Origin of the sequence: Paenibacillus medicaginis, assembly GCF_042138635.1 — a bacterium.
Taxonomy (GTDB): domain Bacteria; phylum Bacillota; class Bacilli; order Paenibacillales; family Paenibacillaceae; genus Paenibacillus; species Paenibacillus medicaginis.
This window is the reverse complement of the sequence record NZ_JBHIRY010000008.1, coordinates 59820-77162: the sequence shown is the minus strand read 5'-3', so window position 1 is coordinate 77162 and position 17343 is coordinate 59820. Positions and strand designations below refer to the sequence as shown.

14 protein-coding genes are annotated in these 17343 nt (G+C 49.6%); 5 read left to right on the top strand and 9 right to left on the bottom strand.

Features of this window, described 5'->3' with window-relative positions; all coding sequences use genetic code 11:
• Window positions 1-52: 52 nt before the first annotated feature.
• Window positions 53-976, bottom strand: coding sequence for a cysteine synthase A (gene cysK, locus ACE5LO_RS10615; RefSeq protein ID WP_375519997.1), 924 nt, complete (start codon window positions 974-976; stop codon window positions 53-55).
• Window positions 973-1728, bottom strand: coding sequence for a GTP pyrophosphokinase (locus ACE5LO_RS10610; RefSeq protein WP_375519996.1), 756 nt, complete (start codon window positions 1726-1728; stop codon window positions 973-975). The genes cysK and ACE5LO_RS10610 overlap by 4 nt, the downstream gene beginning before the upstream one ends.
• Window positions 1729-1994: 266 nt before the next feature.
• Between ACE5LO_RS10610 and ACE5LO_RS10605 the strand changes: the two genes are divergently transcribed.
• The gene (locus ACE5LO_RS10605; protein WP_375519995.1) at window positions 1995-3218 is read left to right on the top strand and encodes an MFS transporter; all 1224 of its coding nucleotides are present in this window, start codon (window positions 1995-1997) and stop codon (window positions 3216-3218) included.
• Between the two features lie 89 nt (window positions 3219-3307).
• Here ACE5LO_RS10605 and ACE5LO_RS10600 read toward each other — a convergent pair whose 3' ends face one another.
• Window positions 3308-4108: a PHP domain-containing protein gene (locus ACE5LO_RS10600; RefSeq protein ID WP_375519994.1), complete on the bottom strand. Its 801-nt coding sequence runs from the start codon at window positions 4106-4108 to the stop codon at window positions 3308-3310.
• A 423-nt stretch (window positions 4109-4531) separates the two neighbouring features.
• Between ACE5LO_RS10600 and ACE5LO_RS10595 the strand changes: the two genes are divergently transcribed.
• On the top strand, window positions 4532-5398 hold the full coding sequence (locus ACE5LO_RS10595) for a DUF421 domain-containing protein (RefSeq protein ID WP_375519993.1): 867 nt from the start codon (window positions 4532-4534) through the stop codon (window positions 5396-5398).
• 109 nt (window positions 5399-5507) lie between these two features.
• Window positions 5508-6224, top strand: a complete 717-nt coding sequence (locus ACE5LO_RS10590) for a protein-glutamine gamma-glutamyltransferase (protein WP_375519992.1) — start codon at window positions 5508-5510, stop codon at window positions 6222-6224.
• 52 nt (window positions 6225-6276) lie between these two features.
• Here the strand turns inward: ACE5LO_RS10590 and aroD are convergent, their stop codons facing one another.
• From aroD to ACE5LO_RS10560, 6 genes are all read right to left on the bottom strand, one after another.
• Window positions 6277-7050 (bottom strand): type I 3-dehydroquinate dehydratase, encoded by a 774-nt coding sequence (aroD, locus tag ACE5LO_RS10585; protein WP_375519991.1) that lies wholly within the window; start codon window positions 7048-7050, stop codon window positions 6277-6279.
• A gap of 112 nt (window positions 7051-7162) precedes the next feature.
• Window positions 7163-8146 (bottom strand): Gfo/Idh/MocA family protein, encoded by a 984-nt coding sequence (locus ACE5LO_RS10580; protein ID WP_375520100.1) that lies wholly within the window; start codon window positions 8144-8146, stop codon window positions 7163-7165.
• 348 nt (window positions 8147-8494) lie between these two features.
• Window positions 8495-9376, bottom strand: a complete 882-nt coding sequence (gene garR, locus ACE5LO_RS10575; protein WP_375519990.1) for a 2-hydroxy-3-oxopropionate reductase — start codon at window positions 9374-9376, stop codon at window positions 8495-8497.
• A gap of 32 nt (window positions 9377-9408) precedes the next feature.
• Window positions 9409-10299, bottom strand: coding sequence for a 4-hydroxy-tetrahydrodipicolinate synthase (gene dapA / locus ACE5LO_RS10570; RefSeq protein ID WP_375519989.1), 891 nt, complete (start codon window positions 10297-10299; stop codon window positions 9409-9411).
• 28 nt (window positions 10300-10327) lie between these two features.
• A complete protein-coding gene (garD, locus tag ACE5LO_RS10565) occupies window positions 10328-11863 on the bottom strand; it encodes a galactarate dehydratase (protein ID WP_375519988.1) in 1536 nt (511 codons plus the stop codon).
• A 36-nt stretch (window positions 11864-11899) separates the two neighbouring features.
• Window positions 11900-13261, bottom strand: coding sequence for an MFS transporter (locus ACE5LO_RS10560; RefSeq protein ID WP_375519987.1), 1362 nt, complete (start codon window positions 13259-13261; stop codon window positions 11900-11902).
• Window positions 13262-13468: 207 nt separating this feature from the next.
• Between ACE5LO_RS10560 and ACE5LO_RS10555 the strand changes: the two genes are divergently transcribed.
• Window positions 13469-14380 carry a LysR family transcriptional regulator gene (locus tag ACE5LO_RS10555; protein ID WP_375519986.1) on the top strand — a complete coding sequence of 304 codons (912 nt, stop codon included), beginning with the start codon at window positions 13469-13471 and terminating at the stop codon, window positions 14378-14380.
• Window positions 14381-14727: 347 nt separating this feature from the next.
• On the top strand, window positions 14728-17334 hold the full coding sequence (locus ACE5LO_RS10550) for a discoidin domain-containing protein (protein WP_375519985.1): 2607 nt from the start codon (window positions 14728-14730) through the stop codon (window positions 17332-17334).
• Window positions 17335-17343 lie beyond the last annotated feature (9 nt).

Genomic DNA, 17343 nt, shown 5'->3' with positions numbered 1-17343 from the left:
CCAACCAAAGCAGGCTGTCATGAATTAATTGAAACGTTTACATCGGGAATATTCAGCCAAAAATCCCCATGCTTATGTATCGCTCGCCAGTATCAGGAGCGATGCACAGCACCCGTTTGCCCTTGCCGAGACGCCGTGCTTCCTGCAGGGCCGTCCATACGGCAGCACCGCCGGAGGGACCGATCAAAATCCCTTCCCTGGCAGCCAGCTCCCGCACAGTCGCAAGCGCAGCCTCATCCGCAACCTGGACAATTTCATCATACACCCCGGTGTTCAGGATGGCGGGAATAAAGCCGGGACTTGTCCCCACCAGCTTGTGAGGGCCAGGCTTTCCTCCGGACAGTACCGGCGAGCCCTGCGGCTCGACCACCACGATCCGGATCTCCGGCAGATGTTCACGCAGCGCCTCGCCTGTGCCTGTGATTGTGCCTCCTGTGCCGGATGAGGCCACGAATACATCCAGCCTACCCTCCATCTGCTCCAATATTTCAAGGGCGGTCGTGGTACGATGAATATCGGGATTGGCCGGATTTTCGAACTGCTGCGGAATGAAGCTGCCTTCAATTTCCGCACCCAGCTCCTGGGCTTTGCGGATCGCGCCGGGCATGCGTTCCTCCGCCGGAGTCAGCACCACCTCGGCTCCATAGGCTTTCAGGATGTTGATCCGTTCCTTCGTCATATTGGACGGCATGACCAGGATCGCCCGGTAGCCTTTGGCGGCGGCGTTCATAGCGAGCCCGATTCCCGTATTGCCGCTCGTCGGCTCAATGATCGTCCCGCCAGGGCGAAGGAGTCCGTTCTTCTCCGCCTGAACGATCAGATTATAAGCCGCCCGGTCTTTCACGCTGCCGCTCGGATTAAACATTTCCAGCTTGACATAGACTTCAGCATCTTCCGGGCCTGTCAGCCTGCCCAACCGGACGCAGGGAGTGTCCCCGATTAATTCAGTAATATGATAAACCACTTTGGCTGTCATTTGATTTCCCGCTCCCCTTCACCGATCAGGTCCAGAAAAGCCGCTGGCAGCCTGAACTGTCGGTTATTGACAAGAATACTGCCAAACTCGTCCTCCATCTGCAGGGCATTATTCTCCTTAATCTCTTTGATGTCGGTATGGAGGCGTTCCATTTTGCGGTCCAGTTCATCTGCGGCGTCCGCGGCATCCTTCAACTCCTGCAGGAGATGGTCCGGAACGGACTGATTGTATTTGTAAAAGATTTTGTGCTCAAGACTGGCCCAGAAATCCATCGCTATGGTCCGGATTTGAATTTCTACGCACACCCGTTCCTGGCGGTCCGACATAAACACCGGAACCTCCACCAGCATATGCAGACTTTTATACCCGTTCGGCTTGGGGTAGTGGATGTAATCCTTGATTTCCAGAATCGTGAGATCATCCTGATTTTCAAGCATGCTCTTGACCCTGTAAATGTCCGAAATGAAAGAGCAGGTAATGCGGAGGCCGGCAATATCCTTAATGTTCTTTTTGATATCATCAAGCGATAAGCCGCTGTTTTTCCGGTATATTTTTTTCATAATGCTTTCCGGGGACTTCAATCTGGATTTGGTATGCTCAATCGGACTATAATCATGCAGGGATTGAAACTCTTCCTTGAGAATTTCCACTTTGGTTTCAATTTCATCGAGCGCAAATTTGTACATCATCAGAAAACGTGTTAACTCGGTTTTAATCTTTTTGAACTGTTCTATCTGTGCTTGTTCACCCATACGGAATCTCCTTTGCTTGTAAAGCGCGTGCCATGGTGCCGGATAGCTATACGAAAATCTTATCCATGCTGATTAGGCGGCAAACGATTATGTAAATATAATAACATTGTTTCGCTCAGCTTTCGAATTTCAGCCTGCATGCAGACGAACCGCCGCAGGTTCTTCAAATTTTTACGTTTTCCTTTATCCACGACAGGCTGTCAAATGCTATACTAAACAGAAACCAACAGATACATACAAAAAAAGGATAGGAGAATGACTCTTCCATGAATACCAGACCTCAAAAAGTAAAGGGAAAAGAGCGTTTTCCCTTCTCTTTGCTGTGCCTGACGCTTGGGGCCTTCGCCATCGGGATGACTGAATTCGTCATTATGGGTCTGCTCCCCAATGTGGCCCAGGATTTAGGGGTGACGATTCCCCAAGCCGGGCAGCTGATCACCAGCTATGCCATCGGTGTCGCTGTCGGCGCGCCTGTTCTGACGATCCTCACCCATAAGGTGCCGCAGAAAAAGCTGTTATGTCTGCTGATGATCATTTTTATTGTTGGCAATGCCTTGTCCGTCATCGCGCCCAATTATGGCTTTCTGATTGCTGCGCGTATAGGAACGGCCTTTGCTCACGGCACTTTTCTCGGTGTCGGTTCTCTGATGGCCGCCCGTCTTGTCCGTCCGGAGAAGCGGGCCGGTGCCGTGTCACTGGTTCTGTCCGGCCTGACCGTCGCCAACATAATTGGCGTCCCTTTCGGCACGTTCATCGGACAGCAGTTAGGGTGGCGTGCATCTTTCGCTGCTATCGTCATTATGGGGTTAATCTCCCTGGTGGGAATTATACGCTTTATCCCGGTCATGCGACAGGACCAGCACACAAGTATTGCCCAGGAAATCCGTAGCCTTGTGAATCCGCAGGTGTTGCTGATGCTGCTGACGGGAGCATTCGCCTGTGCCAGCCTGTTCGCGGTATTTACTTATATTACCCCTCTGCTGATGGACATCAGCGGTTTTACCGAAGCAAGCATCACGTGGATTCTGGTCTTGTTCGGCATCGGAGTAACTATTGGGAATATCGTTGGCGGACGGCTGGCTGATTGGAAGCTGATGCCGTCCCTGATCGTCAACTTTGGCGTACTGGCCGTTATTCTGGCTGTGTTGACCTTTGCTCTCCAGAGCAAAGCCCTGGCGATCATCACCGTCTTTGTTTGGGGAGTCGCCGCGTTTGGCATGATGCCTGGACTGCAGGTTCGCATCATGAACCTGGCGTCCGAGGCTCCTTTGCTCGCAACGACCAGCACCCACTCCGTGCTGAACCTCGGCAACGCCAGCGGCGCTTTTTTCGGTGGTGTGGTCATCACGTACATGGGACTGCACAACCTGCCCTGGGTATCCGCAGTCATTGCTCTGGCCGGGATGGCGGGAGCAATTGGCAGCCTGGCGCTTGAGCGCCGCCTGAATTCCGCGGGCAAGCCGCAGGTGAAGCTGGGCAGCTCTGCTTAATAAAATCTTACACACTGAAAAGGACTTCCAAGAAGGCTTGGAAGTCCTTTTTGGCTTCAACCAGAAACAGCTTGAGCTTAACCCTAACTTTACCCTATAAGCTCCTCACGTGACAGTGGTTCACCAATCATCTGCTTCAACAGCTTCTTCATCATGACAGAAGACTTCACCTTGATCTCCAGGCAAGGAGAGACTTCAACCGCATATGCTCCTGCGGCTACAGCTGCCTTCAATTCAGCCGCCGTTTCACATGTCTGTTCCAGACGATTGACTACACTGCCATACTGCAAGCATTGATGAGTATCGCTGCCTCCCACGACCGGCAGTCCGAGCGAAGCTGCAAATGCTTCCACCTTGCTCCGGCATGCGCCGACCCCCTGTTTATACATATCCTTGGCATTGAGATCAAAGGCATCGAGCCGCAGCAGCAGCTCGCGGTCCAGGTGATGAAGGGGCGTGGAGTCCCGGAACGGATGAGCCCCGATTTTCCATAAAGAATGGGCATCCGCCAGATCAAGCAGCTCCCGAAAAGAAATGAAATGACCCTTGCGAGTAAACTCGTCAAGACCCGTACGGGCAGCGATGACATCCTCCCTGCGTCCGATGAGCAAAATATGCCCCGTCTCAGCAATATCCACCTCCATGCCCGGGAAAATTTTGACCCCTTCGGCTTCATAATAGTGCCCGTTATAGGGATACGTGCTGTCCAAAGTTTCATACAGATGATAAAAATTCGAGGTATTAAAATGCTCCGTAAGCGCCAGCGCATCCAGATCATTATGTTTGGCTTCAGCTATCATTTCACGGAAATAGTCCAATGAAAATGCGGACTTTTTGGATAGCTTGCCATGGGTGTGAAAATCAATATTCATAAAAAAACTTCCCTTCACTTGTTAGTCTCCTTCTGACCCGGTACAGGCTTAATAAATCAGGGACGGAAAACGGTATCCCAGCCAGCATAGAGCTGCCACCAGCAGGCGCAGCAGGTAAACACCCTTTCGCCAGTATATATCCGATATAACGGGACAACTCCGCGACACCCTGCCGGGTTGAAGATTGCCCGCATACCGTCACTTCACCACTGAAATCCCCACTGTAATAATGCGGGATCAGTCCGTTAAACAGCTTGCACAAGGTCGATTTGCCGGAGAAAGCTGGAGAAGCTTCAACAGCTCCGTTCGCGTTACAGCAGCAAGCTCCCGCGAGGCTAATCAACCTGTAAAATGGGGCCAACTAAGCGTACGTTTAAACCTCTCCTCCCATGGATATGCTTAAATTTGACATCGAGGTAATCTACAGGAGGTGCTTCATCCATGCCAGAGTGGGTTTTAGTCATTTTACATACGCTTGTTGCCATTGTTGTACTGTTCGTAATGACCAAGCTGCTCGGGAAAAGGCAAGTGTCGCAGCTCTCTCTGTTCGAGTACATCACCGGGATTACGATTGGCAGTCTTGCCGCATACATCCCGCTTGAAAGCCGTGAAACCTGGTATCTTGGCGTCATCTCGCTCGTTGTATGGAGTCTCGTCTCCCTGGTCATCGAGTATGTTCAAATCAAAAGTAAAAAGTTCAGAGATACCGTAGATGGAACCGGGACCGTTCTGATTAAAGATGGAAAGGTACTGGAGGATCATCTTAGAAAAGAACGCGTTACTATGGATGAGCTTATGAGCCAGCTGCGCAGAAAGGGCGCCTTCAAAGTGGCGGATGTGGAGTTTGCTGTCATGGAAAACAGCGGCGAAATCAACATTTTACTGACCAAGGAGAATCAGCCGCTTACTCCTAAAATGATCGGGCTTGCCCTGCCTCCCGAAAAGGAGCCGCAAAGCATCGTAGTTGACGGTGAGATCCAGGAGCGGGAACTATCCGAAGCGAGCAAGGACAAGAAATGGCTGCAATCCGAGCTGGGCAAACGCGGAGTAGAGCTGAGCGATGTATTTCTCGCACAGGTGGAATCGAATGGCCGCCTGCACCTTGACTTGTATGATGACAAACTGCAGTCCGGCCAGCCTGCTCAATCCAATTCACTGCTGGACGCCCTTGAGTCATGTCAGGAGGAGTATAAAAAGCTGGCTGCAAATGCCGAGGATCAGCACGGCAAACAGATCTATGAAGAAGGTTATGCCCAAATGACAAGGCTCATCAAGGAGACCCGGAATAAGTTAAACACCAAGAGTTAAAAAAGTCTGCCCCCGTCAAAAACCGGCTTTTCCTCACATCCCGGCATCCGCCTACATAGGATGTTAGCAAAACATCTGGACACTAACGGATCGGGGGCAGAACATACAGATGGCAAGATTCTCATTTGAAACGTCCTTGCGCAGCGCAATCGTTGCGGCGGCGCAAGCGTTAAACCGCAGCGGTGCCTCTTTCTCCACCTTTGAGCGCGCTTACTGTAACGAACGATACTGGATACGCACTCCCCAAGGCGGATTTCAGATCAGACCTGAGGTTACCCCCGCTGATGGGATACGCAATCTATTTATAGAAGGCAGAAAATACGGGTTCGAGTGCGCCACCGCCATGGTCATAGTCCTCTATAAGGCCGTGCTGGATTCCATCGATGAGAGCGAGTTTAACCGCTTGTTCGCCGACATGTTGCTCTATGATTGGCATTATGACAGCGATTTGCAGCTTATTGAATCCCAAGGCAGCAGCCAGGCAGTTCCAGGCGATATCATGTATTTCAAAAATCCCGAAGTATCACCCCTGAGGCCTGAATGGAAGGGCGAAAATGTCGTCAAGCTTGATGAGTACTCTTATTACGGGCATGGTATAGGCATCCGCACTGCGGAACATATTATTCGCACACTGAACAGCCATCGCTGGCCTGGCAGCATCGTTTCGGCTTATTTGACGGATCAGATTATTCATCCGGATTTCAATTACCTATCCCATTTTGCCCCAGGCAACAACCTGAATACGGATATAACACCCTTGCAGATCGAAGCAAACGAAAGAGCGGTGCTCGCTGCTGTTGGCAGACGCCAATATATTCGGTACTGAGTGCGTAAAAGACTGCAGTTTCTCTTCACATTGGGCACATACCCAAATGATCTTATCCCTTCGACAACTCCCGATGAAGTAGCGACAATACACTCCGTAGTTCTCCAACCGGAACCTGACCCGGAGCGGACGAACGGCCGGCAGAGCCGAAGGTGACCGCCGAGCCGAATAGCTCGCCAGCCAGGCGGCTGATCACCCCTCGGCCCGTCATGGACATCGTAATGAGCGGACGATCGGCATGCTGCTCCCGCATGACGCGCGTGGCCTCCAGCAGGGTGAGGACATCCGCCGTGCTTCCCGGCATGACTGCAATTTTCACGATATCCGCGTCCAGCTCCTGCGCTCTGCGCAGTCTGGATACGATCTCTTCTGCCAGAGGGGTTTTGTCAAAATCATGATTGGACAAAATGACCTTCACTCCGGCGGCATGAGCCGCTTCGACCAGCTCGGGCACGTACTGCTCCTTGTTGAACCACTCGACATCGATCAAATCTGCCTGCCCCGTGGCCGCGGCCGCTTTATTTAAAGCCACATAGTCGGCAGGAGCAATGGGCCGCTGCCCTCCCTCATCGGCAGTCCGGAAAGTAAACAGCAACGGAATATCTCCTAGCTTCGCGCGCAGCTCATTCAGCGCTTTCTTCACCATTTCCATATCATCCGCATGCTCGTAGAAATCGACACGCCACTCCACAATATCAAGATCAAGCATGCGCAGCTGCTCCGCTTCCGCGATCAGCCTGGGCAGGGTCTCCCCCGTGACCGGCACGCATACCTTGGGTTCGCCTTCCCCGATGACTACGTTTTTCACCTGGACTGTTTTGTACATCGTTTCCGCTCCTTTGGCATGTCTTCGTCTGTTATTAATCTACAACGACCCGTGTACAGCAAGAAAGCAGGCCTGCTGCGGCCTGCTGCTCCACGTTTTTCCTATTATATCTTTACACTTCGTCGGCTGCAAAGCGTAGCCCCATCTGCCGTCTCGCTTCATCCATCACTTCGGCCACTGCCAGTGAGTTGGCATGGGAATTGATTTTGCTGTCCCGGTCACTGCACTTGATCATATCGATAAACTCAAGGGCTTCATAATACATCGGCTCATGAATTTGCGGTTTGGTGAGGTCTTCCACATTGCCGTCCCGGTAATGAATTTTCACATCGTACGGCTGATTGATCTTGTCAATGACCATCGTCCCGAGCTCGCCCTGGATTTCCGCAGGAAGATAGGAGTTCGAGATTTTGGAGTGCATCACCACACCCTCCATATCCGGGTAACGCATGATCAGACTTCCTTCCCCGTCCACACCGGAAGCCAGCATGACACCGGTAGCCTTCACCAAGTCAGGCTTTCCGAACAGTGTGACCATTGGATAAATACAGTAAATACCCAGGTCCATCAATGAACCGTTGGAAAATTGAGGATTGAACGCATTCAGCACTTTTCCTTCTTTATAAGCATCATAACGGGAGGAATACTGGCAGTAGCCGGCAAAATAGCGGCGGATCGGACCAAGCTTGAAAAGATTTTCCTGTATCACTTTAAAGTTCGGCATGAGCGTAGATTTGAGGGCCTCCATCAGCACCACATTGTTCTTCTCCGCTGCGGCGATCATCTCCCGCACCTCGCGCGCATTCGAAGCCATCGGCTTCTCGCACAGGATATGCTTGCCATGATTCATGCACAGGATCGCCTGCTCCGCATGAAGCGAATTCGGACTTGCAATATAGACGGCATCCAGGCTGCCTTTCTCCAGCATTTCCTGCAAATCCGTGAAAACCTCAGGCTGATTGTATTGCGCAGCAAATTCTCTGCCTTTCTCTTCAGTGCGTGAGTACACAGCGGTCAAAGCGAACTGCTCGGTTTCAAACGCACCTTTAATGAAACGCTCCGTAATCCAGTTCGTCCCGATGATGCCGAATCGTATCAAAACATCTCATTCCTTTCACGAGTAGTTATCATGATGACTATTTTCTCACTTGCGCATGTACCTGTCCATACAAATCCTGTATGTACCAATATTTTTAGCGGACGGTTCCGCTAATGGACCAGAGCGCCCTTAATAACGGCATTCCAGTCCGCCAGGATGATCACGTGCGCCGTCTGGTCTTATCAAGCTCCGATTTCGGTTTTGAATCAAAAAAAAGAGAGACTCTACTAGGAGTCCCTCATATATCATCACGATTAATCATCTTTCAGAGGCAGCTTCAACAAGTATAATACAGGCTGATTGCAGGCCGAGACTTCATGTCATTCGATTTTTGATCCACCTGTTCTATTTGCTCACTTCAACCTTGGCCAGTTTTTCATAATATTGCACCAAGCTGCCGTGGTCGCAGTCTCCCAGGCCATCCACCTTCAATGCCTGCATCATTTCCATGACGCTGGCCGTCAGCGGTAAAGGCACACCCACCTCATGGGACGTTTCCAAAACATTGCTTAAATCCTTAATATGCAGATTAATCCGGAAGCCGGGGTCAAATTTGCGCTCCATGACGAGTGGCGCTTTGGCATCCAATACCGTGCTGCCTGCCAGCCCACCGCGAATAGCCTGATATACGAGCTCCGGTTGAACACCGATTTTACTCGCCAGAACAAATGCCTCCGACATTGCCGCTATATTAATGGCCACAATGATCTGATTCGCAAGCTTGGTCACATTACCCGCGCCGATATCACCTGTACGAACGACCGAGCCGGCCATGGCCTTCATCACATCATAACATTGATCAAAAGTTTCCTGTTTTCCTCCAACCATGACGGAAAGCGTGCCTTCAATAGCCTTGGGCTCTCCCCCGCTGACTGGAGCATCAAGCATTTCAATGCCTTTTTCCGCCAGTGCTGCCGCAATCTCTTGACTGGTCAAAGGAGCAATAGAGCTCATATCGACCACCACCGTGCCAGGCTTGGCTCCTTCGATAATTCCGTCTGTGCCAAGCACAACTTCTTTCACCTGGGGTGAGTTGGGCAGCATGGTAATCACGATATCCGTCAGCTCCGCTACGCCCTTGGGTGTAGATGCGGCCGATGCGCCTGCTGCCACCAGCTCTGCCGCCGCTTTATTGGTCTCAAGTACGACCAGTTCATAACCTGCTTTGATCAAATTTTGGCTCATCGGTTTACCCATAATCCCAAGCCCGATAAATCCTATCTTCATCAACTATCCCTCCAAAGGTTTAAAATTGAATATCAGAGCGCACCCATATCCGTTAAAATGTTTTTCAGTTTAGCTCGATTCACTTCAGAAGCAGCCGTATTAGGAAGGATTGAAGCACCTACAGACACACCAATCAGATTCATGGCTTCTTTGGTGACCACAGGAAAGCTGGCCAGATTGAACGCCATCCGGAGTGGCGCCAGCTTAAACTGTGCTTCAAGTGCACCCTGCAAATCTCCATTTATATACTTATCATATATTTCAACTACGAGAGCCGGCACGATGTTGGCTGTTGATGCTACGCAACCCACAGCTCCATAAACTAAAGAACCTAAAATCATGACATCTCTGCCAGCCATTACTTTAAAGTCTTTGCTTCGGGTCCTGCGTATATATTCTGCAGTCAAGGTCATGTCCCCGCTGCTGTCTTTCACGCCAACCAGATTCGGGATATCAGCTAATCTTTCAATCAGGTTGGCGGAAATATTATTTCCGACACGATCCGGATTGTTATATAGAAGAACAGGGAGAGGTGTTGCTTCTGCTATTTTGCGAAAATGCTGATACAATTCTTCCTCCGTGGGGGTGAGGAACATAGGTGGAAGGATCGTCAATGCCTGTGCCCCCAGGGCTTCCCCCATTCTTGCCAGTGTCACACATTCCTTCGTCGTAATCGCACCGATTCCCATGTATACGGGAACTCTGCCGTTGACCTGCTCAATGGTCGTTCGAACGGCTCTTTCCTGCTGCTCACGGTCCAGACCATAAAACTCTCCATTGCTGCCAAGTGACAAAATCCCGTGTACCCCTCCGGCAATAACATGCTCTACCACACCACGAAGCCCCTGTTCATCCACAAGTTCATTTTCATCTACCGGTGTCACAATTGGCGGGATGACTCCCCGAATCCAGGTTGTATCCATCTGCACTCTTCCTCTCACGAATTATTTTTCAGGTTACAGGAGCTGGGTTAAATAGCGCCAAATCGTTGTGAATCCCCCAATGATCCGCCCATGTCTGCTTGTGTCCGCTGGCGACGTCCAGGATCAGGTGGAATAATTCCCAACCCACGTCTTCTATGGTCGCTTCTCCTGTTGCAATTCGGCCCGCATTGAGATCAATGAGATCATGCCATTGCTCTGCCAAAGAATTTCTGGTAGCAACCTTAATCACAGGAGCTACAGCCAAGCCGTAGGGCGTCCCTCTGCCCGTAGTGAACACCTGTAAATTGATGCCGGAGGCTAGCTGCAAAGTTCCGCATACAAAATCGCTGGCAGGTGTTGCTGCAAAAATCAAGCCTTTTTCTGCAGCCCTTTCCCCGGGAGATAAAACGCCAACAATGGGGCTGTTGCCTGATTTTACAATGGACCCGAGCGATTTTTCCACAACATTGGCAAGCCCGCCCTTCTTATTCCCTGGTGAGGGATTGGCGCTCCGGTCTGCTTGCCCCCGCTGTAAATAATCGTCATACCACTGCATCTCGCGAATCAGGGCACGGCCGACCTCTTCATTGACTGCGCGGGGGGTTAACAAATGAACGGCGTCCCTTACTTCCGTAACCTCTGAAAACATGACCGTAGCGCCTGCGCGTACTAATAAATCAGCGGCAAAACCTACTGCCGGATTCGCGGTCACCCCGGAAAAAGCATCACTCCCGCCGCACTGCAAACCGACAACCAGATCGGAAGCGGGACATGTGACACGCTGACGCCGATTCAGCTTATCCAGCCGGGCTTCAGCCATCTCCATAATGGACTTGACCATGGGAACAAATCCGGCGTGCTGCTGTAAGGAGACGATCTTGCCCATGTCTCCGTCCGGCACCAATCTTTCGGGAACCAGCTTCTCGCAGCCTAACCCGACAACCATGAGCTCCCCGCCAAAGTTCGGGTTTTGCGCCAGATTTTGCAGGGTTCGAATCGGAATCACGGCATCCGGAGCGTTAATTGCAACCCCACAGCCATAGCTATGTGTTAATGCTACGACATCTTCGACATTCGGATATTGGGGCAGAAGCTCTTCTTTGATTTTCTTTACGGCATATTCCAGCACACCAGCAACACATTGCACACTGGTCGTAATGCCCAGTATATTTTTCGTTCCGGCACTGCCATCCTCATTGCGATACCCCTCAAACGTGTAGCCCTCCAACGGAGGAAGCCGCTTCGGCACATGGGTTGCGATAGACAGCTCCTCCAAACGGGGCGGGGTCGGCAGTTCAACTAAAGACTCCTCAATCCAGCTCCCTTTTGCAATCGTTTTCAATGCGAAACCGATCATTTCTCCATAACGAATAATGGGCTCACCTTCACTAATATCGTTCAGAGCTACTTTATGCCCTTGGGGAACGTTGCTGATCAGTTCGAGGCCGCAAGGGAATTTCGTCCCTTTAGGCAGCCCGCCCGTATTAACGATGATGGCAATGTTATCTCTTGGATGCACTTTTATATAAAGGGGGTCTTCCCTTTGTGTCTGTTTTAAAGTCATGTCGGTTATCTCCTATCCATACGAGATTCCAGAAAATCAGATTGGCTTTAACTCAAAACGTTTAATCTCTCCAACGATGAGCAAATAACAAATGATTACCATAAAGGCATTGGCCCCGACAAAAATGAGCGCCCCATTAAAAGAGCCTGTTGCCTGAAGAATATACCCGATAACAATTGGGGTCGTAATACCCGCAATATTGCCAAACGTATTGAACAACCCGCCGCTAAGTCCCCCCATCTCTTTTGGAGAAGTGTCCGATACAACCGCCCATCCTAATGCGCCTATGCCCTTTCCGAAGAAAGCCAAAGCCATAATGGAAACGACCAGCCAATCCACTTCTACATAATTGCAGATCACCATGGAGGTCGACAGCAGCATGCCTATAACGATTGGAGTTTTTCTCGCTGCGGACAAGGACTTCCCTTTTCTCAGCAGGAAATCGGAAATGATTCCTCCCAAAATACCACCGGCAAATCCGCAAAGAGCGGGCAATGAAGCAACAAATCCGGCTTTCAGAATGGACATCCCACGCTCTGTAACTAGATAGACAGGAAACCACGTCAAAAAGAAATAAGTAAGCGTATTCAAACAATATTGGGCTATGTAGATTCCCAGTGTCATTCGGTTGGTAAGCAGCTGCTTTAAGTAACCCCATTTGGGCGTGCTTTGCTGATTTCCTTCCTTTGCCTGATCCAGATGAACAAGGGCCCCGCCTTCTTCAATATATTCCAGTTCCGCTTGATTTACTTTGGGATGATCTTTTGGGCCATACACCATCTTGACCCATATTGCACACATGGCCATTCCGACAAGCCCCATAATGATAAACACGAATTTCCATCCAAAAGAGCTTGTGAGCCAGGCCATAATAGGGGCAAAGATGACGGTTGCAAAATATTGGGCTGAATTAAAAATGGCTGATGCCATGCCGCGTTCCTTGGTCGGGAACCAGGCGGATACGATTCGGCTGTTGGCCGGAAATGACGGCGCCTCCGCCAAGCCCACCATAAAACGAAGCACAAATAACATCACGATCGCAATACCTGCGCTAAAGAACCCTACGAAACCCTGCAATAACGTAAACAGTGACCAGAAAAAAATGCTGAAGGTATAGATCTTCTTTGAGCCAAAGCGGTCAAGAAGCCATCCTCCGGGCAGCTGACCCAACACGTATGCCCACGAAAAAGCTGAAAACACATATCCCATGAGAACCGGATCCAGACCAAGCTCTCGCGACATCGGAGTCCCGGCGATCGATATCGTTGCACGATCCGCATAGTTAATCGTTGTGATCACAAACAATATAAATAAAATCATGTAGCGAACACGGGTTTTCCTTCCATACTCTACTCCAGGAGAAACTTGGTTTGAAACCTTCGGACTGTTTATAGCCATGCTTCAGTAGCCCTCCCAAAAATGTTTTAGTAGTACGTGTACATAAAACATCTCACCCGTGAGTCTTATAAAACGCTTTCAAAACACCTCCTCCATATCTTGTTCTTTTTCCAAAACCATCGTAATCTGTAATCATAAAAGAAGTAAAAGTCATAAATTTTAGTTTTCTCTTAATAAATTTAAGAGCACGGGAGGGGAATTCTGATCATGGACTTAAAGCAGCTGGAATATATGATCCAAATTGCAGAAGAGAACAATATCACGAAAGCCTCGGAAAAGCTATTCATTACCCAGTCCGCATTAAACCAGCAGCTTTTAAAGCTTGAGAAAGAGCTTGGCACACAGCTATTTGTCCGTTCAAGGAACAATTGGCACCTGACACAAGCCGGCGAAATTTATGTAGAAAATGCTAAAAACATGCTGCGAATCAAAAAAGATACGTATAACCAGATCAACGATATGATCGAAACAAGGGAAGGCAACTTGGTTATTGGGTTAACGCCGGAACGTGGTACGCAAATGTTTGCCGCTATCTATCCAATTTTCTACAAAAAATATCCTAAAGTAAAAATGGATCTGATCGAGCTGCCCGTCAAAAAACAGCAGGTTGAAATATTACAGGGGAACATCGATATCGGGTTTCTAACTCTACAGGACTTTCAAAAAACGAATGATAACTATATCCATTTATGTTTTGAAAGCATTATTTTGGGTGTTCCCTCTGCTCATCCCCTGGCAGATCTGGGAGGCAAGCTCGGCGAACCCCTTCCGGAAATCAGTCTGAAGCTTTGGGAAAATGATTCGTTTGCTGTCATGCAAAAGGGATCGACCCTTCGCGATATCTTTAATCATTTGATCAACGAAGAAAACATAAGCCCTCATATTTTATTGGAAACCAGAAGCTGTCATACCTTATTCGAAATGGCGGCTCAGGGGATTTGCTGTGCAGTATTCCCCATTACTTATGCCAAGCCCGACGCTGCGGTATCCTACTTTTCCATTCGTCAGAATCCAGTGTGGGAAGTAGCTGCCAGTTATAAAAAAGACAGCTATTTGAGTCATGCGGCAAAAGAGCTGATATCCATTGCTACGGATTATTGGTTGGAAAAGGTGCGGTGAAGTTGGCGTACTTCTTTGTGTTGTTTGTGGGCGCTCCGGCTCCCTACCTTTGTACGAACTGGATGAGAGTATGACGACAACTTTCTATGATTTTCTGTCAAAATCATAGAATTTGTATTGATATTTTCCAGGCTGGCTATTAAGATAGTTTTGAAAGGAGGTGTGATACATAATTTCTTAATGCAGTCTCCAACCGGAGTCAGAACTCTTGAGCCCTCCCCTTGGTACATAACGCGCGGCGTCCAGCGAAATCCGGAATTTGTAACCGGCCTAGGCTAAAACGCTTTCTTACGGCGAAAGTCTGACCTCCCATCGTTTTAAATTTAAAACAGGAGGTATACGTAACCATGACCAAAGCTGGCATCCGCAAATTTTTCTTGATTTTCCTCATTACACTTCTCATAACAACAAACATAAGCATTAATATAGGTACACAGCATGCATCAGCGGCATCCAACGCAACGATTACATTAACAGCCGATAATGAATTTACCCTGTATCACAATGGTGCCTTGGTAGGCTCAGGAAATCAGTGGACGCAGGCCAACACTCTTAATTTGAACCTGCAGCAGGGCAAAAACGTGATCGCCGTCAAGGCGACCGACCTTGGAATGCAGGCGGGACTGCTCGCTGATCTTGTATACCAACAAGAAAGCATCGTTTCCGATTTTAACTGGAAAACGACGGCCACCTATACCGCCGGGTGGGAGCAAAGCAATTTTAATGATTCCTCCTGGCAGCACGCCACCGATTTCGGAATGTACGGCATATCTCCCTGGAATAAGCAGGTCGCAGGAATGCCGGACAATACATCCGCCCGCTGGATCTGGATAGGTGATACCTACAATAATCCTGCGGTGAAAGAGGCCTATTTCCGCATGGAGTTCACGGTGTCTGGCGACGGTCTTGATGTCAGCAATCCGATTACAAACGTAGGCGAATTCGCCAATGTGCAATATAAACTCAAAAGCAACGTTCCTATGCCAAGCCTGATCAGGCAGAAAATAGGCATTACAGGAGACATGTTTACTGAAATCCCTGCAACCGGCAGCTTCTCGATTACTGCGGCTGAATATGCACAGCTTTCGTCCACACTTGCAACCAATCAAATTTACCTGGATGAAGCGACCGACCAATCCATTAAAATTACCGAGGTGGCTGCCGTCCCTGCTTCATCCGGCTATGTTGTCGAGTACGCTATCCCCCAATTTGAAGAAGTATTTGAATATTACAGCATTCCTGAACAAACCGTCACGTTTGATCAGAACAACCTGGTCTATCCGTCCGGCGGCTCCATTGTCTCCTTTTCAGATGTCTCATCCTCCGTCTATAGTGACGTTCCATCAGCGGTTTATTCGGATGTCCCCTCGTCTGTGTACACGGATATGGTTACATTCGGTGCCGATGATTTCATATCCTGCAGCAAATCCGGCTCTGACTTCATCTGCAATTTCAAAAAAGAGCTGATCAACCAAAAGAACGGCGGCAAGGAAACTCTCGTGGAAGCAGGCGGGACGCTGACCCTCAAAGCTCCAAAGCTCAAGGGAACTTACAAATATAATAAATTTGATCTGAAATTCACTGCAGGTGAAAGCGCCAATGTGTACGTTAAAGGCAAGGCACAGTTTGAAAAGGAAATTAAAGTGCCGCTTTACGGACTGGAGCTGGATGCCGGAAAAGTGGGAAAGGCGACGGTTGGCATCTTCCTTGTCATCGGTATTGACGGAAACGTCAGCTTTGAATTTGTGGTCGACCAGGGTTATTCCCTTGAAGCAGGAGTAAAAGGGAAAAATGTCCTGTACATCCCTCGGCTTGGCACCATTAAGCCTTACAGCAGTGTGGACAGACATTTAAACGTTACACACCAGATTGAAGGCACATTAACCGCCAGAGCGGGCGCACAGGCGGAAGTGGGGTTAGAGGTGCTCGGTATCAGTCTTGTGGGTATCAAAGTGTTTGCAGGAATCGAAGGCAAGGGAACCTGGACAAGCAACCTCAACGTTCCATATACCATGACTTTGACGATTGACGCGCTGGTAGAAGGGGACGCTAGTGCTATTGGCAAAAATTTTGATCTGTTTGAATTCCGCTGGAACCTGGTGAACCTGAGAAAAGAGCCGTCATCCGGCAGTTCAACCAATCTGGCATTGGGGGCAACGATTACCGCCGATTCCACCTATCCCGGATATTCGGTAACCAGGATCAATGATGGTGACCGCAACACGACGGTCGGCGGTGCTTATAGCTGGGCCAATGATAACAGGACGCCTCTGCCTCAATATGTAACGGTTGAAATGCTCAAGCCGGCCAGCATTAACCGGATTGATCTGTACACCACTGCCGAGTATCCGTTGGCCGATTATGATCTCGACTATTGGAACGGATCGGCCTGGATCAGCCTCGTGAAGGTAACTGCCAACACGCAAACGTACAGGACGCATTCATTCGCAGGCGTACAAACCTCCATGGTGCGGGTGGTTGCCCGTAAAGGACCTACCAATCAGCTTGGTTATGTCCGTATCAATGAGCTGGAGATTTACGGAACGGTCAACGTAGCCCGGTCCGCCTCCATTACAGCGGATACGACCTTTCCCGGCTACTCTGTTGCCAGAATCAATGATGGTGACCGCAATACGACGGTTGGCGAGGCCTATAGCTGGGCCAACAATTACAACTCGCCTCTGCCGCAGCATGTTGTCGTCGCTTTCAGTCAGCCCGCCACCATCAGCAAGATTGACCTTTATACATCCACCGGCTACTCAATGGCCGATTACGGTTTCCAATACTGGAACGGTTCGGCATGGGTAAATCTGGTCACTGCTACAGGCAATACGGATGTGTACCGGAGCCACTCCTTCCCGGCAGTCCAGACATCCCAGATTCGGGTAGTCGCGAGCAAAGGGCCGATCGATCAGCCTGGATACGTCCGTATCAATGAGCTGGAGATTTATTAAGCTTATAAA

Excerpts from the sequence above, each read along its gene's own strand:
- dapA (WP_375519989.1), bottom strand. The coding sequence starts at position 10,299 with ATGGATACAACCTGGATTCGGGGAGTCATCCCGCCAATTGTGACACCG.
- ACE5LO_RS10605 (WP_375519995.1), top strand. The coding sequence starts at position 1,995 with ATGAATACCAGACCTCAAAAAGTAAAGGGAAAAGAGCGTTTTCCCTTC.
- cysK (WP_375519997.1), bottom strand. The coding sequence starts at position 976 with ATGACAGCCAAAGTGGTTTATCATATTACTGAATTAATCGGGGACACT.
- garR (WP_375519990.1), bottom strand. The coding sequence starts at position 9,376 with ATGAAGATAGGATTTATCGGGCTTGGGATTATGGGTAAACCGATGAGC.
- garD (WP_375519988.1), bottom strand. The coding sequence starts at position 11,863 with ATGACTTTAAAACAGACACAAAGGGAAGACCCCCTTTATATAAAAGTG.
- ACE5LO_RS10590 (WP_375519992.1), top strand. The coding sequence starts at position 5,508 with ATGGCAAGATTCTCATTTGAAACGTCCTTGCGCAGCGCAATCGTTGCG.
- ACE5LO_RS10610 (WP_375519996.1), bottom strand. The coding sequence starts at position 1,728 with ATGGGTGAACAAGCACAGATAGAACAGTTCAAAAAGATTAAAACCGAG.
- ACE5LO_RS10550 (WP_375519985.1), top strand. The coding sequence starts at position 14,728 with ATGACCAAAGCTGGCATCCGCAAATTTTTCTTGATTTTCCTCATTACA.
- aroD (WP_375519991.1), bottom strand. The coding sequence starts at position 7,050 with ATGTACAAAACAGTCCAGGTGAAAAACGTAGTCATCGGGGAAGGCGAA.
- ACE5LO_RS10555 (WP_375519986.1), top strand. The coding sequence starts at position 13,469 with ATGGACTTAAAGCAGCTGGAATATATGATCCAAATTGCAGAAGAGAAC.
- ACE5LO_RS10560 (WP_375519987.1), bottom strand. The coding sequence starts at position 13,261 with ATGGCTATAAACAGTCCGAAGGTTTCAAACCAAGTTTCTCCTGGAGTA.
- ACE5LO_RS10595 (WP_375519993.1), top strand. The coding sequence starts at position 4,532 with ATGCCAGAGTGGGTTTTAGTCATTTTACATACGCTTGTTGCCATTGTT.